The 23,499-nt window shown below is 52.8% G+C and carries 18 protein-coding genes; 12 read left to right on the top strand and 6 right to left on the bottom strand.

Annotated elements, in window-relative coordinates; translation table 11 throughout:
* The first annotated feature begins 2 nt into the window (after window positions 1-2).
* Window positions 3-1,415 (top strand): sensor histidine kinase, encoded by a 1,413-nt coding sequence (locus KDM87_RS10450; protein WP_329604921.1) that lies wholly within the window; start codon window positions 3-5, stop codon window positions 1,413-1,415.
* A 175-nt stretch (window positions 1,416-1,590) separates the two neighbouring features.
* Here KDM87_RS10450 and KDM87_RS10445 read toward each other — a convergent pair whose 3' ends face one another.
* Window positions 1,591-2,685, bottom strand: a complete 1,095-nt coding sequence (locus KDM87_RS10445) for an alkene reductase (RefSeq protein ID WP_212679013.1) — start codon at window positions 2,683-2,685, stop codon at window positions 1,591-1,593.
* A gap of 85 nt (window positions 2,686-2,770) precedes the next feature.
* Complete coding sequence (locus tag KDM87_RS10440; RefSeq protein WP_212679012.1) at window positions 2,771-3,382, bottom strand: TetR/AcrR family transcriptional regulator; 612 nt, start codon at window positions 3,380-3,382, stop codon at window positions 2,771-2,773.
* A 200-nt stretch (window positions 3,383-3,582) separates the two neighbouring features.
* Between KDM87_RS10440 and KDM87_RS10435 the strand changes: the two genes are divergently transcribed.
* Both KDM87_RS10435 and KDM87_RS10430 read left to right on the top strand, forming a co-directional pair.
* Window positions 3,583-5,868: a putative bifunctional diguanylate cyclase/phosphodiesterase gene (locus KDM87_RS10435; RefSeq protein ID WP_212679011.1), complete on the top strand. Its 2,286-nt coding sequence runs from the start codon at window positions 3,583-3,585 to the stop codon at window positions 5,866-5,868.
* Between the two features lie 144 nt (window positions 5,869-6,012).
* The gene (locus tag KDM87_RS10430) at window positions 6,013-6,336 is read left to right on the top strand and encodes a hypothetical protein (protein ID WP_212679010.1); all 324 of its coding nucleotides are present in this window, start codon (window positions 6,013-6,015) and stop codon (window positions 6,334-6,336) included.
* Here the strand turns inward: KDM87_RS10430 and KDM87_RS10425 are convergent.
* Window positions 6,315-8,627, bottom strand: coding sequence for a heavy metal translocating P-type ATPase (locus KDM87_RS10425; RefSeq protein ID WP_212679009.1), 2,313 nt, complete (start codon window positions 8,625-8,627; stop codon window positions 6,315-6,317). The two genes, KDM87_RS10430 and KDM87_RS10425, sit on opposite strands and share 22 nt — an antisense overlap.
* Before the next feature lie 312 nt (window positions 8,628-8,939).
* Between KDM87_RS10425 and cadR the strand changes: the two genes are divergently transcribed.
* A complete protein-coding gene (gene cadR / locus KDM87_RS10420) occupies window positions 8,940-9,371 on the top strand; it encodes a Cd(II)/Pb(II)-responsive transcriptional regulator (protein ID WP_212679008.1) in 432 nt (143 codons plus the stop codon).
* Window positions 9,372-9,391: 20 nt separating this feature from the next.
* On the opposite strand, the gene KDM87_RS10415 is transcribed toward cadR, so the two are convergent.
* A complete protein-coding gene (locus KDM87_RS10415) occupies window positions 9,392-10,075 on the bottom strand; it encodes a MarC family protein (RefSeq protein WP_230407697.1) in 684 nt (227 codons plus the stop codon).
* Between the two features lie 123 nt (window positions 10,076-10,198).
* Between KDM87_RS10415 and KDM87_RS10410 the strand changes: the two genes are divergently transcribed.
* The 7 genes from KDM87_RS10410 (at window position 10,199) to KDM87_RS10380 (ending at window position 18,730) form a co-directional block, all read left to right on the top strand.
* Window positions 10,199-10,798, top strand: a complete 600-nt coding sequence (locus KDM87_RS10410) for a GNAT family N-acetyltransferase (RefSeq protein WP_212679007.1) — start codon at window positions 10,199-10,201, stop codon at window positions 10,796-10,798.
* Window positions 10,799-10,876: 78 nt separating this feature from the next.
* Window positions 10,877-12,523 carry a M28 family peptidase gene (locus KDM87_RS10405; RefSeq protein WP_212679006.1) on the top strand — a complete coding sequence of 549 codons (1,647 nt, stop codon included), beginning with the start codon at window positions 10,877-10,879 and terminating at the stop codon, window positions 12,521-12,523.
* A 195-nt stretch (window positions 12,524-12,718) separates the two neighbouring features.
* Window positions 12,719-14,209 carry an efflux transporter outer membrane subunit gene (locus tag KDM87_RS10400; RefSeq protein WP_212679005.1) on the top strand — a complete coding sequence of 497 codons (1,491 nt, stop codon included), beginning with the start codon at window positions 12,719-12,721 and terminating at the stop codon, window positions 14,207-14,209.
* A 12-nt stretch (window positions 14,210-14,221) separates the two neighbouring features.
* Entirely contained in the window at window positions 14,222-15,535 is a 1,314-nt protein-coding gene (locus KDM87_RS10395; protein WP_408058719.1) for an efflux RND transporter periplasmic adaptor subunit, read from the top strand.
* Between the two features lie 47 nt (window positions 15,536-15,582).
* Window positions 15,583-16,398, top strand: a complete 816-nt coding sequence (locus KDM87_RS10390) for an ABC transporter ATP-binding protein (protein ID WP_212679261.1) — start codon at window positions 15,583-15,585, stop codon at window positions 16,396-16,398.
* Window positions 16,389-17,600, top strand: coding sequence for an ABC transporter permease (locus KDM87_RS10385; RefSeq protein ID WP_212679004.1), 1,212 nt, complete (start codon window positions 16,389-16,391; stop codon window positions 17,598-17,600). The genes KDM87_RS10390 and KDM87_RS10385 overlap by 10 nt, the downstream gene beginning before the upstream one ends.
* A 392-nt stretch (window positions 17,601-17,992) precedes the next feature.
* Window positions 17,993-18,730, top strand: a complete 738-nt coding sequence (locus KDM87_RS10380) for a hypothetical protein (RefSeq protein ID WP_212679003.1) — start codon at window positions 17,993-17,995, stop codon at window positions 18,728-18,730.
* A gap of 105 nt (window positions 18,731-18,835) precedes the next feature.
* Here the strand turns inward: KDM87_RS10380 and KDM87_RS10375 are convergent, their stop codons facing one another.
* Both KDM87_RS10375 and KDM87_RS10370 read right to left on the bottom strand, forming a co-directional pair.
* Window positions 18,836-21,049: a TonB-dependent receptor plug domain-containing protein gene (locus tag KDM87_RS10375; protein ID WP_212679002.1), complete on the bottom strand. Its 2,214-nt coding sequence runs from the start codon at window positions 21,047-21,049 to the stop codon at window positions 18,836-18,838.
* A 287-nt stretch (window positions 21,050-21,336) separates the two neighbouring features.
* Window positions 21,337-21,711: a DUF2946 family protein gene (locus tag KDM87_RS10370; protein ID WP_212679001.1), complete on the bottom strand. Its 375-nt coding sequence runs from the start codon at window positions 21,709-21,711 to the stop codon at window positions 21,337-21,339.
* A 317-nt stretch (window positions 21,712-22,028) separates the two neighbouring features.
* Between KDM87_RS10370 and KDM87_RS10365 the strand changes: the two genes are divergently transcribed.
* Window positions 22,029-23,495 carry an APC family permease gene (locus KDM87_RS10365; RefSeq protein WP_230407696.1) on the top strand — a complete coding sequence of 489 codons (1,467 nt, stop codon included), beginning with the start codon at window positions 22,029-22,031 and terminating at the stop codon, window positions 23,493-23,495.
* Window positions 23,496-23,499 lie beyond the last annotated feature (4 nt).

Here is a 23,499-nt window from a genome sequence, read left to right as displayed (position 1 = left end):
TCGTGCCGGCAAGCAGGCGCATTTCTTTGCTATGGCGATTCTGCCTGCTGGCAGGGGCGCTTACCTCGGGCAGCGTGCTCGGCAGTGTGTGGCTGATGCGTTTGCCGGACGCTTATCGCGCGTGGGCGTTGGTGGCATTCGCGTTGATGATGGTACTGCTGAGTGCATGGCTGATGTATCGCCAGCTGGCGCCGATGCTGGCCTTATTCCGTGCTGTGAACGGCACCGTTATTGGTTATCAGGATGGTGATTATTCTTTCAGTTTGCACTGGCCATACAAGGATGAGCTGGCCGAACTGGCCGAGGTGCACAATGCGCTCGGCAATACCTTACGGGAACAGCGACTGAATCTGGTACAGCGCGAGCTGTTGCTCGATACCATGGTGCAAAACACACCGGTGGCAATGTTGCTGGTCGCCGATAATAAAACCATCGTGTTCGCGAATCTCGCTGCCCGCCAGCTGTTACATCACGGTCGTCAACTCGAAGGTTTCCGCCTGCAAGATATCTTGCAAGGCCTGTCGCCGGCGGTAAAGGAAGCGATAGAAAAAGGGGGCGATGGTTTGTTTACGGTTGCTGCGCGCAGCAGACGGCAAGCTGCTTCTGCTGCTAATGCTGTTGACGCCATTGCTACTGAAGCGACAACGGCGAGCGAGCCTGACGATGATGACGGCGACGAGGTGTATCATCTGGCGCGGCGCAGTTTCAGCCTGAACGGGAAATTGCATACCTTATTTTTACTGCGGCATCTGACGACAGAATTGCGTCGGCAGGAAGTGCAAACCTGGAAGAAGGTGATACGCGTGATCAGCCATGAATTGAATAATTCACTGGCACCGCTGACGTCGCTGGCGCATTCCGGTCAGGAATTACTCAGACGCGGAGATGCGACACGTTTGCCACAGATTCTGGAAACAATCGCAGACCGTAGTCGTCATCTGGAAAGTTTTATCCACGGTTACGCACGGTTTGCCAAATTACCTGCTCCCCTCTGCACCACAGTAAGCTGGCATGATTTGCTGTCCGCTTTACAAGCACAGATACCTTTTCAACTCGCGGTGGCGGAACATGATGCGGTGTTGCAGAAAGAGGCGCGGATGGATCGCGCGCAAATGGAACAGGCCTTACTCAATTTACTCAAAAATGCCCATGAATCCGGTGCCAGTGAGGATGGCATCAGCTTGCAAGTACGCGCAATTCATGATGGCTGGCGTCTGGACGTAACCGATAATGGTAGCGGGATGAGCGATACCGTAATGGCAAATGCGCTGGTACCGTTTTATTCGACAAAACGACACGGTACCGGACTTGGGCTGGCGCTGACCAGAGAAATTATCGAAGCGCATGGCGGGCGTATTTTGCTGAGCAACCGCCAGGAAGGCGGCTTGCAAGTGACACTGATCTTACCCGCGTAAAGGGCGCGATCGGCAACGGACGCATCTGATATCAAAAGCAGAGAAAAAAGACGGAAAAAAGGCAGACCGGAGTCTGCCTTTTTTTGATGAAGCACCGGAAACTTCAGATATTTCAGATGCTTCAGATACTTTTTCAGTCACCACCTGATTACGATGGCAAATGGGTTGCGCAAAATTACAGCGTTGGGTAATCGGTATAACCTTTTTCTTCGCCACCGTAGAATGTGCTGCGGTCTGGTGTGTTCAACTCTGCGCCAGCAGCAAAGCGTTCAACCAGATCCGGGTTAGCGATATAAGGACGGCCAAATGCCACAGCATCAGCCAGACCGCTGTTGATCAGCGCCTCTGCTTCAGCGGCACTGTAGCCACCACAGCAAATCAACGTTCCCGGGAAAGCCGCACGCAATTCTTCGCGGAAGCTTGGTGTCAGTTCGGCACCGCCAGCCCAGTCTGGTTCTGCAATATGCAGATAGGCGATACCGCGGGCAGTAAATGCTTTGGCTAAATACAGTGCCATTGCTTCCGCTTCGGTGTCGGCAATGCCATGCGCCACAAAATTCGGTGAAATACGTACACCGACACGATCTGCCCCCATTTCAGCGATTGCAGCATCGACTGCTTCCAGTGTCAGGCGAGCGCGATTTTCAAGGCTGCCGCCGTAGGCATCGGTGCGCAGATTGCTATTGGTGGACATGAACTGCTGCAACAGATAGCCATTCGCCGCATGTACCTCGACCAGATCAAAGCCCGCGCGTTTAGCGCGTATGCTTGCCTGACGATACTGATCAACGATGCCGGGAATTTCTTCGGTGGTCAATGCGCGTGGTTCCGCTGTCGGTACATTCGCAGGAGTGCCATCTGGCTGAACAACGAAACACTGGCTGTTAGCCGCTTGCAATGCGGATGCTGATACCGGTGCTGCGCCGTTTTCCTGCAGCAGGTTATGTGAGATGCGGCCAACGTGCCACAGTTGCAGAGATATCTTGCCTGCTTTCGCATGAACTGCATCAACGACATTTTTCCAGCCTGCCTCTTGTGCATCGGTATAAATTCCTGGTGTCCATGCATAGCCCTGACCCTGACGGGAGATCTGGCTGGCTTCCGTCACGATTAGTCCGGCAGTGGCGCGCTGCGCATAGTATTCCACGTTCAGTGCACGCGGCACGTCACCGGGTTGACCAGCACGTGAACGTGTCAGCGGCGCCATGACGACGCGATTTTTCAGTAAGGCGCTACCTGCCTGCACGGGGGAGAGCAATTTTTCCAGCATACGATTTCCTTTTAAGATTAGACCGGTCGTCTAGTTGTTGCTTCAAAAAAATGGGCAAATGCCCATATTAATAATAGTGTTTGCATTACCTTGTTGCCGGTAATAGCAGTTCAGTTTGTTTCAATGCTTGTGTCAGCGGTTGTCGCTCGTGATGCACTTTCGCCAGTAATGAAGCACCCACCCACATGCTGTATAAGGACGTGGCAGATTCTTCTGCGTTGAGTGCCGCAGAGACACTGCCTTCTGCCTGCGCCAGCCGTATCGTTTCCGCAATTTGTGTGCAAATGCCACGCATACCGACCGACAGCACGGCACGCATAGGCTCTGACAAATCAGAAACCTCGGCCGCCAGCTTGACTGCCAGGCAAAATTTGTGACATTCGCCATTGTCTGTGGTTTCTTGCCAACCAGCGAAATACATCAGCAAGCGCTCACGTGCTGAAAGACTCTGATCAGCGAACTGCGATGTCAGTCGTTGCTGATAGTCGGCAAAATAACGTTCCAGCATGGCGACGCCAAAACCTTCTTTCGATTGAAAATAATGATAGAACGAGCCTTTCGGTACGGCTGCCGCTGCCAGAATTTCACTCAATCCCAAAGCGCTGAAACCCCGGCCCAGTATCAATTGCTCGCCAGTCGCCAGAATGCGCTCGCGGGTATCTTGATAGGTATGTGGACGTTCGTCATATTTTTGCATGGAATGGATTCTAATAGACCAGTCGTCTAATGTCAAATAACTGAAAAGCGCAAGGTGATAGCAAGGGAAATGTGTTTCTTTTATGAAATAATTGTAACAGTTGCTGTTGAGTAAGTTTGGATTATGAGAAAATCACTGTTTGCGTTTGAAAATTTATTTTCATTTTTCTTGATCCATCCTTCCTTTCCAGATTGTTGACGATGATGTTTCGCTGGCTGTTCCCGAACGAGAATGCTCTCACGCCCGCCGAAAACGCCGCCTGGAAACTGAGCGCATTACGCATCATCCTGGTTTCTGGCTTTTTGTTCGAAATCTGGATCGCCGTACACATCTCCGCGTCCGCTTTCGCCAGCGGCAACTACAAAGTCATATGGGCGGTCGGCCTGTTGTACGTGATCAAGTCCGTTGCAATTTATTATTCCACCCGTTCCGTCAGAGCCAGTGCAGGTTTGCTGATTCTGAATATTTACGGCGTCACCCTGGCGGTTGCCACGCTGATTCCAGATCATCAGATCACCGCGCTTGGATATATTCTGGTTTATGCCGCGCCTCTGATCGCCAGATTATTTCTGGGACTGAGGCTGGCGCTGTGGCTGATGTTTTTAAATATTTTCCCGTTTTTATTTCTGATTTCCCGGACGAATCAATACGGCTGGCACGATCTGCAGGTTTCTCTGCCCAGTGTGCAGACGGATGTGCATGCATTAATTTTTCTGTTTTTCAATTTTTGCCTTCCGCTTGCCGTGTTCCGGGTGTTGCACGAGCTTGATTCAACACTGACCCAGTTCACCCGCACCAGCAAGGCGCTGAAGTTAAGTCATGCGCAATATCAGGAAATTTTCGAAAATGCAGGAACCGCACTGATACTGACAGATGCTGCGGGACAAATACTGCAAGCGAACAATCAGGCAAATACCTTGCTTGGCCGACACTCGCATGGCGAGCAATCCCGCGATTTGTTCAGTTGGTTGTTGATGGAGAACAGTGTTCGCCTGCAAGACAAATACGATCAGGAAACCGATGAACTGCGCCTGTCCGCGTACCAGACCCGCGACGGGAAAATGGTCGTGATGAACAATATTTCGCAGACGTCAACCGGCGAGTTTATTGTTGCGCTGAGCGATGTTTCGTCTTTTTACGCGATGCACAATGCGCTGCAACTCAGTATTGAGCGTGAGGATTACCTGAGTAGTCATGATTTGCTGACCAATCTTCCTAACCGGGACATGCTGCGCCAGCATCTGACTTCTGTGCTGGCGAATCAGGACGGGACGCATGTGACGGCACTGGTCTCGTTCAGGCTTAACAGCATACGTCACGCCAACCAGCAATTTGGTGCACCTGCCGGCGATACCTTATTGCGGCGCTTCGCGGATGAGTTAGGCAATGTTCTGCCGGAAAACAGTTTTTGCACACGGTTACGGAGCATCGTATTTTCATTCGTGCTTGAACGCTTCCAGACGCCGGGTGAAGTGGTGCTGTTCGTTGAGAATATCCGCGAAAAAATGCCGAAGGAAATCGAGATCAACGGCGAAATGCTGCAGGTGCAGTTCTCTGCCGGAATTGCTCTGCTGCGCAACGGCGAAAGCGAGCCGGACGACCTGATCCGCCGCAGTGAAATGGCGCTCGATGCCGCCCGAAAATCGAGTGACCAGAGCACCAGCTTGTTTGATGACGCTGAAGCTCAGGAAATCCGGCGGAATATTGAAATTGAAGTCGGCATTATCAGCGGTCTCAAACACCATGAATTTCATCTGATGTATCAACCCAAGATCTGTCATCAAGGCAAGCTCGCAGGTGTTGAGGCGCTGTTACGCTGGGATTCAGCGAGTCTGGGCAGAGTCTCACCGGCAGAATTTATTCCGGTGGCCGAACGTTCCGGTCTGATACATCACATCAGCGATTTTGTGCTCGACGCGGTGTGCGCACAAATCCGCGTATGGCTTGATACACATGGTGAGAGTCCGGTGGTCGCGCTGAACTTGTCCGTGATTGATCTGGCACGTACCGATCTGATTGAACTGATAGAAGAGCGTTGCCAGCACTACCGGATTGAAACCTGCTATCTGGAATTGGAAATTACAGAAACGGGTCTGATCGCAAACGAGGCCATATCGATTCAGCATCTGAATGCACTTAAAAAGCGTGGCTTCAGTATCGCGATTGATGATTTCGGCACGGGTTATTCTTCATTGTCCAAGCTCAGTCATTTCCCTGCACATACGGTCAAAATTGACCGCTCGTTTGTTGCCCAGATCGGCTACAACGCCAAGAGTGAAATGATCATCAAAGCGATCATTTCACTGGCAGAAATTTTGTCCTGCAAAACAGTCGCAGAAGGGGTAGAAAACGAAGATCAGGAAAGCTTCCTGAAACAGGTTGGTTGCGATTTCTTTCAGGGATATTATTTCTACCATCCGCTGAACCGGCGCGACATGGGCGATTTACTGCTCAGTAACCTACCGTTATTGAAGCAGGCAAGTTAGTCATCACTCATCATGTGTATGCCGTATCGTCAACGGTTTTTACGGCAAACTGTCGTGCGGGGCGGACTGACTGAGGGAAAAGCGTAGCCGCGCTATCCGGCTTCAGATAGAATCAGATGAAGACTACCCTGATGGAGACTGCATATGTATCTGGATCACCCAAAAATTTCTGCAACGAACAGCGAAACCGAACCAGACCGGATCGAGCGTCTGAGCCGTGTCTACGGCTATGCGATGGGGCTGGCGGACATCGATCGTAATACTGCCTGCATTACCAAGCTCGCAAAAATCCATGACCATAAAGGAACCCTGATGGTGATCTGGCACGAAACGCCAACACCGACAGAGAAAAATTACTTTATGCGTGCCTGGCAAAGTCGCATCGGTGACGAATCCGATCAGGTCGAGCACGCATTGATACTCAATGAGCCAGTCGGCGAGACAACTCAGACATCTTTACCTGCATAACGGGACAGCCGCACACCATTCAGCACCACCAGCAGGCTGGTGCCGGTGTCGGCAAAGACCGCCATCCATAAACTCGCATGTCCGCTCAGCGCGAGCGCAAAAAATATCAGTTTGACTGCCAGTGCAAAGGCTATGTTTTGCCACAGAACCTGACTGGTTTTGTGCGAAATACGGATGAATTCAGGCAATTTGCGTAAATCATTCTGCATTAAAGCGACGTCTGCAGTTTCCAGTGCGGTGTCGCTGCCAGCAGCCATCGCAAATCCTATATGCGCCGTGGCAATGGCCGGTGCGTCGTTAATGCCATCGCCGGTCATCCCTGTCACGCCTTGACTACGCAGCGTTCTGATCACATTGAGTTTATCTTCCGGCAGCAACTGGCTGCGCACATCGCTGATCCCGGTTTGTGCCGCAATTGCCTGCGCGGTCGCGGCATTGTCACCGGTCAGCATCAGAGTGGTAACGCCAAGCGCGTGTAACTCTGCGATTGCGGCCTGACTGCTGGCCCTGATTTGATCTGAGATGGCAATCAATCCGAGTAACTGTTGCTGACGGCACAGAAAAATCACGGTGTTTCCCTGTTGTTCGAGCGCCTGCACTTGCGCATCCAGATTTTGCCAGCCAATGCCAGGTGCGATGATGCTCAGTGCCTCAAGCATCGCGCGGTTGCCGAGGTAGCAGCGCTGGCCGTCGATTTCGCCGCTGACACCGCGCCCACGCTGCACTTCGTATAACTGGGCATTCGTGACCTCAGATAATGTTTCTTTGCAGGCAGTGGTGAGCGCGATTGCCAGCGGATGGCTGGAGCCCGCATCCAGACTGGCTGCAAGGCGCAAAATTTCTTTCTCATCCAGATCGCTGAGGCTGCGTATCAGATTCACGCCGGGCTTGCCTTCGGTCAGCGTACCGGTCTTATCGAAAGCCAGTGTCTTCAACAGTTTTCCTTGTTCCAGAAACAGCCCGCCTTTGACTACGATACCGTGGCGCGCCGCCAGTGCCAGGCCGCTGACGACGGTGACGGGAGTGGAGATCACCAGCGCACAAGGGCAGGCAATCACCAGCAGCACCAGCGCCCGGTACAGGCTTTCATGCCAGTCTTGTTGCAGTAACAGTGGCGGCAGGATCGCTGTCAGCAAGGCCAGCACAAACACCACTGGTGTATAGACGGCAGCAAAGCGGTCAACGAAACTTTGCGTCGGTGCGCGCTGGCTTTGCGCTTCCTGCACCGAATGGGCAATGCGAGCCAGCATGCTCGCATTCGCCGGAGCGGAGACGCGTATCTGCAAGGTGCCGGATTGATTCAGCGTGCCTGCATAAACGACGTCGCCTTGCTGTTTGTCGACTGGCATGCTTTCACCGGTGATGGCCGCCTGATTGACGCTGGACTGCCCGGATTCAATGATGCCGTCGAGCGCGATCCGGTCGCCCGGACGGCACTGCACCAGCGCACCGACGGCGATATCACGGGTACTGACTGCCCGCCAGCTCCCATCGGCCTGCTGCACCTGCGCCGTTTCCGGCGCTTGTTCCAGTAAACCGCTGATGGCATTGCGGGCATGAATCAGGCTGGCTGCCTCTATCATTTCAGCGACGGCAAACAGAAAAATCACCATCGCTGCTTCCGGCCACTGACCTATGGCGATCGCACCGGCAACCGCCGCCGTCATCAGTAGATGAATATTGAGGGTGAAATGGCGCAGCGCGATCCAGCCTTTTTTCAGGGTAGGGATGCCGCAGATCAGTATCGCAAACAGCGCCAGTGCGCCGATGATTACCGAGTCTTCTTTGCCGCTGATCCACGCGATGACTTCGGCGCTGAAAGCCGCGATACCGCCCAGCGCCATTTTCCAATACTGGCTACGTGATGGCTTTTCGCTTAATGCCAGATGTGATTGCCCGGCATCCAGCTGCGTGCCGGACATGCCGACGGCGTGCAGTTTGCTGTGAATATCATCGATATTTTGCTGGCGGTGATGGACAGTCAGAATCCGGTTCAGTAAATCAAAATCCAGTCGCAACACATCCGGCAAATCTGATAGCGAACGACGGATCAGCGCTTCTTCGGTCGGGCAATCCATTTGTGCGATATGCAAGCGCAGGCGTTGCGCATCCTCCGGCAGATTTGGCTGCGGTTCTGGTGCTGTCATCGATACTTCAGCTGCACATTGCTGATGCCCGTGTCCGCAGGTACTTTGCTTGCCTTCATGAGCGTGCGCGTGTGCATGCGGCGCTGGTTCAGCGGGTTTTTCCGGCGTGTGGTCGTGACCACAACAAGCAATTTTATCTGCCATATGACATCCTGATATTGACGTTGATGATGAGTGTAGACTCTGGAGTGGCTACGGGGTCAAGGAATTTTTTTGAGGATATACTGACGCATTGATTCCGGTCGCGCTATCGTGTCGGAAATGTGACGCCGAAGGCTGGTATCCGGCGTCAGAAAAAATGCCAATACAGGCAAATATTCATATACTCCCCCCTGTTTTTAATAAAATCGCCTTATTCTCAGCATAAACAAAGGGGCTTTTTATATACCCGGGGGAGTATTAATTGGGCATAAATACCTCTTCAGCAACCCATCATCATTCAGCGTGAGTGAAAAAATGCGTATCAGTGAACTGGCGAAAGCGACGGGCGTGGATCTGGAAACGATCCGGTATTACGAAAAACAAGGCTTGTTACCGGCACCGGAGCGAGAGGAAAACGGCTACCGCAGCTATACCGGCGAGCATCTGGAACGGCTGTCGTTTATCCGTCATTGCCGGGCGCTGGATATTCCGTTGGCCGATGTGCGCAGGCTGGTCGCCTTTATCGCCAGTCCGGCCGAAGATTGTGGCGATATTAATCTGCTCATTGATCAGCAGATTGCACGCGTTAAAGCCCGCTTAAAAAGCATGCGGGCGCTGGAGAAACAACTCAGTCAGTTACGTGCGCGTTGTGATGAACGGCATCATGGAAAAGAGTGCGGTATCTTGCACGAGCTGGTGGCTGCAGCGCATGGCGAAGCGTGTGCCTGCCATGCGGAGAGTCCGTGAAATAAATGTTGCCTGAAGAATCAGCGCAGGCGGATATCTGCAATCAGGTCAGAGACACCGGCCCAGCCGATTTCTATGCCGATACAAACCAGAATAAAAGCGGACAAGCGCATCAGTACCGTGGCACCGATATCGCCGAGGAAGCGCTCCATATTCCGTGCAAAGCGGTAGCACAGATAGACCACGACGGTTGTCAGTAACACGCCCATCGCGGAAGCGATACTGGTCAGCAGCCAGTCGATAGGTTTGTGCGGCATTTGCGTACCGAGTGTGACGGAGGCGGCAATCGTGCCGGGGCCAACGGTTAATGGAAAGCTGAACGGATAAAAACTGCGGCGGCGTAATTCTTCACGGTCCCACTGCCCGCCGTGCGAGGCGGCAACTGAATTCAGCAATTTATCCTGGCTCTGGTCATTCAGTAATTTCCAGCCCGCCATGCCGACCACGATACCGCCGGCAACGCGCACGATAGGCAGCGAAATACCGAAAAAATCGAGCACATAAGAACCGATAAAAATCGCTCCCATCAGCAGGAAAAAACAGTTGATCGCAATGCGTTTCGCCAGCCGGTTAGCGATTTCCGGTTCTATCGGCCCTGTCATCGACAGAAAGATAGGCGCAATCGCAATCGGATTTAAAATTGGCAATAAAGTGATAGGCACCACCAGCAACGCCTTGAAGAAGACGATCATCGCCATACTCATAAAAACTCCTGAAAAAATAGAGTGCCCGATTATGCAACAGAATATCTAGGAAATATCCGGTTTCTGGTTTTAAATGAAGCAACTTTGTTGCCGTATGTTAAATGTGCATTAATAATTTTAATTATGTCAGAAAAATCCCCGTTCCCTTTGATTCAGACACCGCAGTTTTTGCTGAGGAAAATTGTGGCCGATGATTTGTGCACCATTTTTCGCGGCATGTCTGATCCGCGTGTCACCGAGTATTACGGTATCAGTTATGAAACGCTGGAATTAACGCAGGCCCAACTCGATTGGTTTGAATTGATTTATGAAACCGGCACCGGAATCTGGTGGGGTATCTGCCATCGCGATGAACCGCAGCATCTGATCGGCACCTGTGGCATTAACGAATGGGAACAGGATGATCATTGTGCCGAAGCCGGATTCTGGATTTTTCCTGAATACTGGGGAAAAGGCGTGATGCATGAATGTCTGTCGGCCATGCTCGATTATTGTTTTACGAAACTCAGCCTGCATCGCATGCAATCAATGGTGGAGCCCGACAATCCTGCAAGCTGGAAATTGATCGAAAAACTTGGCTTTCAACTCGAAGGCATTTTGCGTGAATGCGAACGCAAGGGCGATCGCTATGTCGATCTGCGATGCTATTCTTTACTTGCGCGCGAATGGCGGAACAGAACGCAGCCGTCAGCGACCATCATGCATTTGCCCACTTCCACTTAGTGGTACGAAATATGCTCTGTGACATGGTGTTTGACACACAGCAATGCACCCGACTCTTTACTTCTTCACTATTCTGATATGACTAATTTTTCTTACGCTGTAACGCTGGGCCTGCTCGGACTCACTACCATCAACGCGACTGCGCAGACAGCAACACCTGCCCGGATGATCAGCGAACCCGTGCTGCGCTCACATCTTTCTTTTCTTGCCGACGATCTGCTGGAGGGGCGTGGCACCGGGCAGCGCGGCGGCGATCTGGCGGTTCGTTATCTCGAAACCCAGGCCGCCATTATTGGCTTGCAGCCGCTGAAGTCGGCAGCCGTTACCGGTTACCGGCAGTCGGTACGGATTATCGGCAGCCAGACGCTGCCAGAGAGTCGCATCAGTTTTCAGATAAACGACCGGACGATAACGCCAACGCTGGGCAGCGAGATTGTGTTTGGTTCTTCCGGTGGTAAAGAAAAAGTTGCGCTGGATACGCCTGTAGTTTTTGTTGGCTATGGTATCCGCGCACCGGAAGAACAATGGGATGATTTTAAAGGTGTCGATGTCAAAGGCAAGCTGCTGATCATGATGGTGAATGATCCCCGTCCTACGAAAGAAGAGCCGCAGCGCTTTGCGGGTGAAGCGCTGACGTATTACGGTCGCTGGACATACAAGTTTGAAGAAGCGATGCGTCAGGGCGCAGCAGGCGTGCTGCTGATTCACACCACGCCATCCGCCAGTTATGGATGGAATGTGCCGCAAACCAGTTTCAGCCACGAACGCTTCAGTTTGCCGGGAATGGGAAATGCAGTCGAAGGCTGGTTGCAGGAAGAAAATGCCCGCACTTTGTTTGCGGCCGCCGGGTTGGATCTTGATCGTTTGCGCGCGAGTGCCGAACAGCGTGATTTTAAACCTGTCGATTTGCATATCAAGGCGCAGGTGAACATACAGAATCAGGTCCGGCAGGTTGAGCAGTTTAATGTGCTGGGGATGGTACCCGGAACCGATCCGAAGCTGGCGACAGAAGCGGTGATTTATTCGGCGCACTGGGATCATCTTGGTATGGAGAAAACGGCTGACGGCAAAACACATATCTGGAATGGTGCGGTGGATAACGCTTCCGGCAGCGCGGCCTTACTGGCGATGGCGCAGGCAGCAGTCAGGCAGCCGACGAAACGTACGCAGATTTTTTTATGGCCTTGTGCAGAAGAACAATATTTACTCGGTAGCCAGAGTTACGTCAGTAATCCACCCTGGCCGCTGGCAAAAACGGCTGCTGATCTGAATCTCGACAGCATGAATTTTGTCGCCGCCACACACGATATCGGCGTGGCTGGCAGTGAGCGCAGCAGCTTGTACGACAGTGCCACCAAAGTAGCTGCACAAATGCATTTGCAACTGGCGCCTGCGGTGCCTGATCTGGGCGGGGCTTACTTCCGTGCAGATCATTTTAATTTTGCCCGCGCAGGCGTGCCTGCATTCAACGTCGGTTCGGCGGTGTTTTCCGGTGATGGGCACTTTCACTTTGCGAAGCAGCCAGAGCAGACGCTGAAAGAGCAGATGAAGAGCTTCAAAGCGGATTACCACACCGAACGCGATACTTATCATGCACAATGGGATTTAAGTGGCATGGTGCAGCAGGCGCAGTTCACGCTGAACCTCGGATATGAGATTGCGAATGCGAAAACGATGCCGGTGTGGAAAAAAGGTGAGGCCTTTGCGAACGTGAAGCGCCAGTGATCGTTGGCGGTGTCGTTTGCGTGACTGATGCGCGGCTGGTGGTGACATCTGAATCAGGATATTTGTCTGAGCGCAAGCAATAATCCGTCACAAAGCGATACACACGTATCGCTTTATTAATACCGGCGTCGCGCTACAATTTGTGCTGAAATGACTATCAGGTTTGATGGCTGAATGAAACACAAAAAAAATGTTATGACGCGCAAAATTTGCCTGCTGTTTCTGCTGCCTTTGGCTGCGTGCGTTTCTTCCGGTGTACCGCCAACGACAAGCGAGATCGCAGGCCTCACGCTTCCTGCTGCCTGGTCCGGCGGTATGCGGGTCGGCAGTGCAACAGATGCGCTGCCATCGGCGACTGTGCCACAGACGGATCTTGCGGTATGGTGGCAGCGCTTTCAGGACCCGCAGTTAAATCAGCTGATCACACAATCACTACTAGCCAACACCAGTGTTCAGAGTGCGCAGGCGGCTTTACGGCAGGCGCGTGCGTTGCGTGATGTCAGTGCGGCGGCTTTAACTCCCAAAATCAATGCCTCGGCGTCGGGACAGCGCAGTAAAGCGGGCGACATTGCGCCTGCAAATTCATTCTCGACAGGATTTGATGCCAGCTGGGAGCCAGATATTTTTGGTGCCAACCATCAGGCACTGGCGGCCAGTGAAGCAACTGCCCGCGCCAGTGCCGCCAGTCTGGGCGATGTGCAGATATCCGTTGCTGCTGAAGTCGCGCTGAACTACATACAATTGCGCACGACGCAGGTTCGTCTGGCAATTGCACGCGCGAATGTCGCGAGTCAGGCCGAGACTTTGCAAATAACGAATTGGCGTGTACAGGCTGGTTTGTTGACCTCTCTGGAGGCTGAGCAGGGACGCGCTGCCAGTGAGCAGGCGCAGGCTCAGATTCCTTTACTGGAAACCACGGAAGCACAGAATTTACATAGTCTGGAAGTGTTGTGCGGGCAGACACCGGAATCGCTGCGTCAGCAATTGCAGAGCCGGGCTGCGGACACTGGCAGCATGCTGAATGTATCCGGCATTCCGCAGGCAGATGACAATCTGGCACTGAGCCTGCCTGCCGAGACCTTACGCCAACGCCCCGATATCCGTGCGGCTGAACATCAGATCAATGCCGCACTGGCGCGGGTGCGGCAGGCCGACGTCGCGAATTATCCAAGCTTTAATCTGAGCGGCTCGCTCGGTCTGCGCGCGCTGACAGTCGGTGCGCTTGGCGGTAGTGGCACTTTGCTCAGCAGCGTATTGGCCAGCGTCTCGCTGCCAGTATTGGATGGTGGCGCAAACCGGGCGCAATTACAGGCGCAACAAGCCGCACTTGAGCAGGCGCAGCTTGCATATAAAGCTGCTGTGCTGACGGCCTTGCAAGATGTGGAAAATGCGTTGGTCGCGTTGAAAAACGACAGGGCGCGTTTGCAAGGTTTGCGCAATGCTGCCGATGCTGCCAGTAACGCCGCTTTGCTAGCTCGTCAGCGTTTCGCCAGTGGTCTTGTCGATTTTCAGACCATTCTTGAAACACAGCGCACTTTGTATAGCGCGCAGGATGCCGTGGCGAGCACCAGTAACGATCTGGCCGCAGATTATGTGCGCCTGTATAAAGCGCTGGGCGGCGGCTGGCAGGCCGATCAGGATGACTCCGCCGGAATGCCTGGTGCCCTTAACCAGCGCGATAACTAGACTAAAAAAATCATGATGACACCTGCTGTAATGAAGACGAAAAACGGAGCGGAAGCGCTCAATTTACTTGACGACCCGCATGCCCGCGTCTGGTGGCGTCGGCCTGCATTTTGGCTGATCGTTGTGCTGATGACTGTGCTGCTGACCGCCTGGTTTTTCTGGAGTAAAAATCAGGCGAATCAGGCCGCGCCCGTGTTTGTCACCACGCCGCTGGCACGTGGCAACCTGACTTTATCCGTGATGGCGAACGGCACTCTGCAACCGACGCGCTCGGTCAGCATAGGCAGTGAATTATCCGGTACAGTCAGCCGTGTGCTGGTCGATGTCAATGACAAAGTCAAAAAAGGGCAGGTGCTGGTGGAGCTTGATACTGCCAAGTTAAACGACCAGATCGTTCGTTCACGGGCAGCGCTGGATGCGGCCAGAGCCGCTTTGGCACAGGCTAATGCGACGGTTAAAGAGTCGCAGGCGAATTATGAACGCTTGCAGGAAGTAGCGCGTTTATCGGGCGGCAAAGTCCCATCGAAAGCCGAACTCGATACTGCCGCTGCGACGCTAGACAGAGCGAAAGCCACGGTCCTCAGTGCAGATGCGAATGTGCTCAGCGCGAAGGCAAGCTTATCGACCGATGAAACCAACTTAGCGCGCGCCTCTATCCGCTCGCCTATCGACGGCGTGATACTGACCCGTTCGGTTGATCCCGGGAATGCTGTGGCTGCGTCGTTGCAGGCCGTTACCTTATTTACGATTGCAGAAGATTTGACGCATTTGCGTTTGCAGGTGAACGTTGATGAGGCCGATGTCGGTGCCGTGCAACTGGGGCAAAAATCCAGTTTCACCGTCAGCGCCTACGCAAATCGCCAGTATCCGGCCACGATTACCCGCGTCGCTTATGGCTCTACGATTACAGACAATGTGGTGACGTACATCACCTATCTGGACGTGGACAACAGTGATCTCAGTCTGCGTCCGGGAATGACGGCGTCGGCAACGATCACTGCGAAGGAAAGAAACGACGTGCTGATCGTACCGAATACGGCTTTGCGTTTCACACCATCGCACGGCGGCACAGCTGCGGCACCGGGTAAGAGCGGTCTGATGACAAGTCTGATGCCGCGTCCGCCAGGTCAGGCTGCGCGGAAGTCGGCCACAGAATCGGCGAACGGCAAAAAAGTACAGCAGATCTGGATATTACGTGATAGTGCGCCGGTGGCGATTGCGGTGACGCGCGGCATCAGCGACGGCAAAATGACCGAAGTCAGCGCGCCGGAATTGCAGGCAGGAATGCCAGTGATTACTGAACAACGTCAGATTGCTGCAAAGTGAGTTTTGAAATGAGTTCTGAAATGAATTCGGATCGCGCCGCGACGACGATGGCCGTACCAGTATCAGCATCAGTGACTGAGGATAAGATCGCTGACGACGATGCGCTGCCCTTGATACGCTTGCGTGGCGTCACGAAACAATATGGCAGCGGACAAGCGGCATTAATGGCGCTTAAAGGCGTCGATATTGATATTCATGCCGGTGAATTCGTCGCGATTATGGGCCCCAGCGGATCGGGTAAATCGACGGCGATGAATATCATTGGTTGTCTCGATACGCCGTCCGGTGGTGAGTATTTATTTCAGGGTATGCATGTTGAAGCCTTGACGCGCGATCAGCGTGCCCGCTTACGGCGGCGTTATCTCGGTTTTGTGTTTCAGGGATTTAATTTGCTGGCGCGTACCTCAGCGCAGGAAAATGTGGAATTGCCGCTGCTGTATCGCGGCGAAAGTCCTGCGAACCGCCACCGGCTGGCAGCGAAGGCCCTCGCATCAGTTGGACTGGCAGGCTGGGAACACCATACACCAGCCGAATTGTCAGGTGGTCAGCAGCAAAGGGTTGCTATTGCGCGCGCGATTGTGACTGAGCCGGCGGTGTTGCTGGCGGATGAGCCGACCGGCAATCTCGATTCTCAGCGCAGCCGTGAAATCATGGAATTGCTGTCGCGCCTGAATCAGGAACATGGCATCACCATCATGATGGTCACACATGAACCGGATATGGCTTTATATGCCAAGCGCATTGTCCGCTTTGTTGATGGCCTGCTTGATACGGATACCATCAATCCGCATCCGGTTGCGATATCTCCGGCAGATATTCCAGCAGATACTGCGGCAGCCGCAGGAGGTGCAACATGTTCCTGAATACGATATTGCTGGCGCTGCGTTCGATACGCCGTAATCTGCTGCGTTCATTTTTGACGATTCTCGGTATTGTGATCGGTGTCAGCGCAGTGATTACCATGGTGACTTTAGGTAATGGTGCGACCGCTGCGGTGCAGGCGCAGATCTCCAGCCTCGGGACGAATTTATTGCAGATTCGTCCCGGCCAGCGTATGAGCTTTGGCGGTGGTGGCGGTGCCGGTACTGCTTCGTTTAAAGAAGCCGATGCCGAGGCAATCGCTTCGCAAATCGGTGGCGTGCAAGCCGTGGCACCCGAAGGGCGAGCCAGCGCTGTTGTCGTCGCGAATGGACGTAACTGGTCGAGCAGCGTGACTGGCAGTACCAATGCGTGGTTACGCACGAATAACTGGACGCTGGCGGCGGGTCGTCAGTTTGAAGAAGGCGAATTGCAGGCCGGTTCTGCCGTGTGCATTATCGGTGAAACAGTCCGGCGGGAATTGTTCGACACGCGCAATGCGGTTGGAGAGCATTTGCGCGTCAAGCAGTTTTCCTGCGAAGTGGTCGGTGTGCTGGCCTCGAAAGGGCAGGCTGCAATGGGCAACGATCAGGATGATGTGGTGCTGATTCCTTTGCATACTTTGCAGCGCCGTGTGACTGGCAACCGCCGCGTTGCGACTTTGCTGGTTTCGATGAAAGATAATGCCGATAGCGAAACCCTGAAAGCCAGTCTGACACAATTGCTGCGCGAGCGACGTAAACTGGCCGATACCGATGAAGATAACTTCAACGTGCTCGATACCAAGCAGCTGGCAGAAACCATGTCAGGCACGACCAAGGTCATGACAACCTTGCTTGGCGCAGTTGCTGCGGTGAGTTTGCTGGTCGGCGGCATCGGCATCATGAATATCATGCTGGTCAGCGTCACAGAACGCACCCGTGAGATAGGCTTGCGACTGGCGATCGGTGCGCTGGAGCGCGAAGTGCTATTGCAGTTTTTGATTGAAGCGACTGTCTTATCGACGCTCGGCGGTGTGATCGGTATCGTGCTGGCAGCGGGGGCATCGATCTTGCTCGCGCAGATCATGCAGGTGCCTTATATGTTCAATACGTCGATTAACCTGATGTCGTTTTTCTTTTCAGCGGGCATCGGCATGTTGTTCGGTTATTTCCCGGCGCGTCGTGCCGCCCAGCTTGATCCGATTGAAGCTTTGCGACACGAGTAAACTCACAATAAGCGTGGTGATGGATGATGGTCTGTCACCACGATTATTGATGATGCCGATGATCTTTTTCTTCCAGCCTGTTGATCTTCTTTCCTCCAGGCCTTACCCCCTTATTCTATAAGCCCTGCAAGTGAAAATTGCGCCAGAAGGCGCATCAATACTGAGAGATCGGCTTTTAGTTATTGACTCAATAGGTCTGTCTGAGGTATCCCGGCGCTCGTGCCTGTCTGCACCCTTGTAATTTCTACCATGTGATCGCACTACATCAATTGATGAAACAATGCGATAAATTCTGTGCAATTCGAGACTTTAAATTTTGATATTTTTTTGTAAACTAGATAAGGTATCAGCAGAGAATCAACCGTCATTTCATTCAGCAGGAGAGGTATCTCATGAATATTCAAGGCATCAGCGGCGCGAGTGCATGGTTTGATGTGGCGAAGAAGACGGGGACTTTTTCGACGACCGCGCCGGCTCAAACAAGCACCCCGGCGCGCAGCAGTGATACTGCCAGTATTTCTGGTGCAGCACGCGACAGACTGATGCGAGAAATAGCATCGCAGAGTGCCAGATCCGCTCCGGCAACAGCAGCGCCATTCTCCACATCAAGCCCTGCGCTTGCCAGTTTCGATACCGACAAGGGCAGCGTGGAGCTGAATATCGACGATTATTTTTCAGCCAGCCCGCAAAAGCCGATTGCTGAATTGCCGCCCTTGCTCATGCCTTCACAGCGAAATATTGATGCGTTGAGTACGCACGTTTCGAATGTGTTTCCCAAATTTTTGTCTGACCATGGGATATCGTCAGCGCCTGCAAGTATCTCGTATGACAGCATGGGGCAGGCTGTCTTTCCGGCAGATTACCCTTACACAGATCAATTAAAAAAAGCACTTGATGAGACGCCATCGATGGCACGAAAACTCATGGCCGTGGTTGGCATGACGGATGCAAAAAATGCGCTGGATGAAGGTGTGAAATTTCAGCGCGAGTACACTGATGCTCAAAGTCCGAACGCGTTGGGTGCAGTGATCGCAAAATACGGCAGCCTGCTTTCAGGGCAGTCTTCTGCATCTCCGGTTTCTTTGCTTTTTTCTGAGGATGGGCACATGAGAAACACCAGCAATGTGTAAGCTGCTTTCTATCTGTTTTTTGAACTGTGCTGCCCGCTGAGATAAGCCGGGCAGCATGGTGTTAAGGCGTAAGCCCGAAGGCCGCCTTTGATAGGCGTTATTGCATCAGAACTTCAGCGTGACACCTGCATACACCGAGCGTCCACTACCCGGTACCTGCGTATCATGCGCAACGCCTGCTCCCATCGTTGCTCCTTGTCCCAGATAGGCGCCGCCCAGCGGCAAGTTGTAGAAGCGGTTTAACAGGTTGTCGATACCCACATCAAAACGAGCCTGTTTCCAGGTGTAGCTACTGCGTAGATTCAGCAAGGTGTAGCCAGCGGTGCGCAGTTCTTTGCGTATGTCAGAAAGATCGGTTTTCGCATCGACCATCTGCACTTCCAGCGTATTGTCCCAATGATCCTTTTTCTGTGTCAGCGACAGCCGTGCGTTGAGCGGCATGATGTTATACAAGCCGCTGTCGGTCACGGTGTTTTTGGCATGCACATAATTCAGTAATCCACTGAGTGAAACACTGCCAATCTCACTGGTGCTCATCAGTTGTTTGCGTGCGGAAATGTCAAGGCCATACAGCTTCGCTTTCTGATTGCTGAGGCTCAGATTTTGAAAACCGTCTTTGCGTGTGCCGCAGGTTTTACCAACAGCAGCGCAACTGCTGGCATCAATGTAGTCGTGCACTTGTGTGTAGTACGGCGATACTTTTACTTCCCAGTCGGATAGCGCCGCATCATGCCAGTTCAGCGTCGCGCTCAAAGTATGCGCAACTTCAGGCTTTAACTGGAGATTGCCGACATAGCCATTGCCATCGCCAAACCAGTTGTTCATGTTCATGACCATGGTGTTGTTGCTGGCCCAGGTGTAGCGCTCATACAGATTCGGTGAGCGTGATTTCATCGCGTAGCCGCCATCCATACTGAATGTGGCCGTCGGTGTGTAGCTGGCGGTGGCAGTGAGGTCGATGTTGTTATCTTTGCGCTGACGGTCAGCGGCATTGAATGCGCCGGGGACAGAACTTGGCAGCGCCGGATTGCCATACATGCTGCTATAGCCAGCGACATTGCCGCTGTTCATTTTCACGCTGTCGTAGCGCAAGCCCAGTTGCGTTACCCATTGCGCAGTCCAGTTGGCATCCCATTCAGCAAACACGCCGAGACGATCACGCTGACCATCGGCGATATTCACAAAGGTATTCGGCGCCATCATCATGCCGGTGCCAGAAGCGATCCACCAATCATTCATGCGATAACGCTGATATTCCGTGCCGACGCTGAGCTTGTCGCGTTCGGATAACATCAGATTTGCCTTGATCAGCGCACCGGTATTTTTACCTTCGGTATCCATAGGCATGCCGGGCGCATTGCCGTACCAGAACTGTTTATCGTCACCGAAATTCATGCGATGACGTGTGTGTTCGTTGTACAGGCGTGTTTCCAGCGTGCCCCAGTCATACTGACCCTTGTAGCGCAGATTGACTTGTTCGCTGTTATTGCCCGTCATATCCATGCGCTGATTCGGGAAACCCTGATACGGGATATTCTGCGTGCCGATACGCAGTTCCAGCAGTTGGCCTGCATTGCGCATCGCGACAGACAAGGATTGATTTTCAGATTTGTAGCGTGATGAGCCAACCACGTCACCAGCGATCCAGGCTTTGTCGGATGCTGCTAATTTTGCTGCTTTGAAATCGTTGGCCGCATGGTAGTTACCGCTTTCGGCAATCGCGCCGGTGTAATTCAGGCTCCATATTTCGGTCGCATACGTCGCTGCAAAATTGCCGCCTTTGGCATTGCCATTGCTGCGATAAAAGCTACCGGCCTGACCTTTGAGCAGTGTGCCCTGGCCTGCTGCTGCGAATTCCGGCTCGGGTGAGTTCACCTTAATGGTACCGCCTATGCTGTCGCCGCCAGTGCTGACGGGGGCGATACCGGTTAATACCTGAATACTGCCGACCTGCGTCGGATCGATATAGGACAACGGTGGATTCATATGATTTGCACATGCTGAGATCAGATTCATGCCATCCACCTGTATCCGCAAGCGGTCATCAGCGAGACCGTGGATCGCTGGCAGACTTGAGACGCCTCCAGCTGAATACAGGCTGACACCGGGAACGTCACGCAACAACGTTGCGACATCGCTGGTCGCAGCGAGCGCTGACTTCTGTGTGACTCCATCAATATTCGGTGCCGGAATTTTTTCGGCATGAATGACGACTTCAGATGGTTTTTTTACCGGTAATTCCTGCGCCTGAGCTGCCGAGTAAGGAAGCAGAGCTGCGATCGACGTCGCCAGAATATGTTGTTTGAATTGAGTTTGCATGAAATAGGGTCTCTCTTATGTAGTGCGTTGCCGCAGCCGTGAACAAGACTACGGCGGCCATGCTCAGGAAATGATGCGGTTCCGGCGATGGTCGGTGATCGTATGGTGCGCAGAAAGTTGCAGCACCAGGGCTTAAAGGGATATCCGGTCAGTGATCGCGAGTTAGCGCGCACGTAATTGAATGCAATTACCTGCAATTAAGCGTAATCAACATATTCAATCGCCACGTGCACGTAGCCACATGTCGATCAGACGCGTACAGGAGAAAACAGAACCGGACAGAGACTTCAGATTACCGGAGGACCCCGCGCGGGAAGGGGGGCGGAGACGGTTGCCGCAAGCCGCGCAGCCGGAATCGACTGCGTGGTATACGACAACGCATGCGGAGGTTCGCAAACACTATTCGACGCAACAGCAGGAGGGAGTGTCGTCGCAACACATAAAGGGCAATCGAGTAAATGCGTCTGCGCGCTGCTTTTGCCCTGGTCTGCATCTGAGGTGTTGCCGACCAGTTTATATCCGGTGCTGGTACAGATCAGGTTCATCGCATCTGGTTTCATCAGCGGCGACGCAACAGCGACGCCAAGCGTCAGTACATACATCAGTAATACTGTGCGCACCAGATGGTGAAATGTCAGCAGGGAAATTCTTAGCATAGGCATAAGTTTGGAATGCTAACATCTCCAGTGTTTTTTGCCATGATGTATCACAAACTCTGCAAATTACGGTAGTTGACGTTGTGCGGAAGGGATTTGCCGCTATCATTGCGTTTTTCGTGTAATCGTCATGAAATAAACGGAATTGCGTTGCTCAGTGTAGCCGGATGTGATGTGCGTACAGTTTTTGCTTATAGACATTGTCCGTATCTGACCAACGAGTTCTGCGTTCAGCTGCACTTTTACACGCCGTGCCAGATTTAAGTATCTGGTCTTTGCTATTTCATCAGATGCGCAGCAGCTTCTGAAAACAAGGAATGATCTTGAGCTTTATATCATTAGCCCGCCAATTAACCCGCACCAAACCGATTGATGCACATGAAGTGATCATTGAGGAGCAGCATCAGCATAGTCTGCACCGCTCGCTGGGATTGTTTTCGCTGACGATGATCGGCGTCGGTGCGACGATAGGAACCGGTATTTTTTTCACTATGGTCGAAGCGGTACCTAAAGCCGGGCCTTCGGTTATTTTGTCGTTTCTGATTGCGGCGCTGACTGCCGGGCTGACGGCGCTTTGCTATTCTGAATTATCGGCACGGATTCCGGCTTCCGGTTCTTCGTATTCATTCGCATATGCCACCGTCGGTGAATTCGCGGCGTTTGTTGTTGCCGCCTGTCTGTTACTGGAATATGGACTGGCGGCGAGTGCGACAGCGATAGGCTGGTCAGCTTATCTGAATAATTTTCTGCACAATGCGCTGGGCTGGCAGATTCCCGAGATGTTACGTACGCCGATGATCGTTGCCGGTGCAAATGGCGTTGAAATTCATCCAGGGCAATTCAATCTGCCGCCGGTGGTTCTGGTGATCATCTGTTGTTTCCTGCTGTTGCGCGGTGCGAAAGAGTCGGCGACAGTGAATGCGATTATGGTCATGATCAAACTGGCGATACTGGTGTTTTTTGCTGTCATTGCCTTTTCTGGTTTTCATGCTGAACATTTCACGCCGTTTTTTAATACCGACAATAGCAAAGGGCTGGCGGGCATGGCGGGCGTCACTGCCGCTGCGGGCACGGTTTTTTTCTCTTTTATCGGACTCGATACGGTGGCGACTGCCGGTGCGGAAGTCAACAATCCCAAGCGCAATGTACCGCTGGGAATCATGGCTGCGCTGATTGTTGTCACCGTGTTTTATATGTTGGTGGCGATTGCCGCCGTCGGTGCTCAACCTGCGCATATGTTTGAAGGGCAAGAGGCGGGTCTGGCGGTGATTTTGCAGAATGTGACAGGCAAGGCATGGCCAGCTTTGGTGCTTTCCGCAGGGGCGGTGATTTCTGTATTCAGTGTCACATTGGTGACGATTTATGGACAAAGCCGGATTTTGTATGCGATCAGTAAAGATGGTCTGATTCCTGCTTCATTTCAGAAAGTGCATCAACGTACACGCGCTCCGGTGATTAACACCGTGCTGGTTTGTCTGCTGGTCGGTTTCGTTGCAGGCCTGGTCGATGCGACATTTTTGTGGGACATGGTCAGCATGGGAACGCTGGTCGCTTTCATCGTCGTTTCGGCATCGATTCCTGTGATACGTAAAAAAGGAATCGGGCATGGCGTGCAGGGTTTCCGTGTGCCGTTTGGTCCGTATCTGATCCCGGCGCTGAGTATTTTTGCGTGTTTGTATATTCTGAAAGATCTGTCGGGAACGACGTTTAAAGTATTTTTTATCTGGATGTTTATTGCGATCAGTATTTATTTCGCATACAGCAAGCGTCACTCGGCTTTGAATAAATAATGTC

The sequence above is a fragment of the Cognatundibacterium rivi genome (assembly GCF_018139565.1).
In the GTDB taxonomy this organism is placed as follows: domain Bacteria; phylum Pseudomonadota; class Gammaproteobacteria; order Burkholderiales; family Burkholderiaceae_D; genus Undibacterium; species Undibacterium rivi.
The sequence above is the reverse complement of the archived record's forward strand: the minus strand, read 5'-3'. Positions and strand labels throughout refer to the sequence as shown.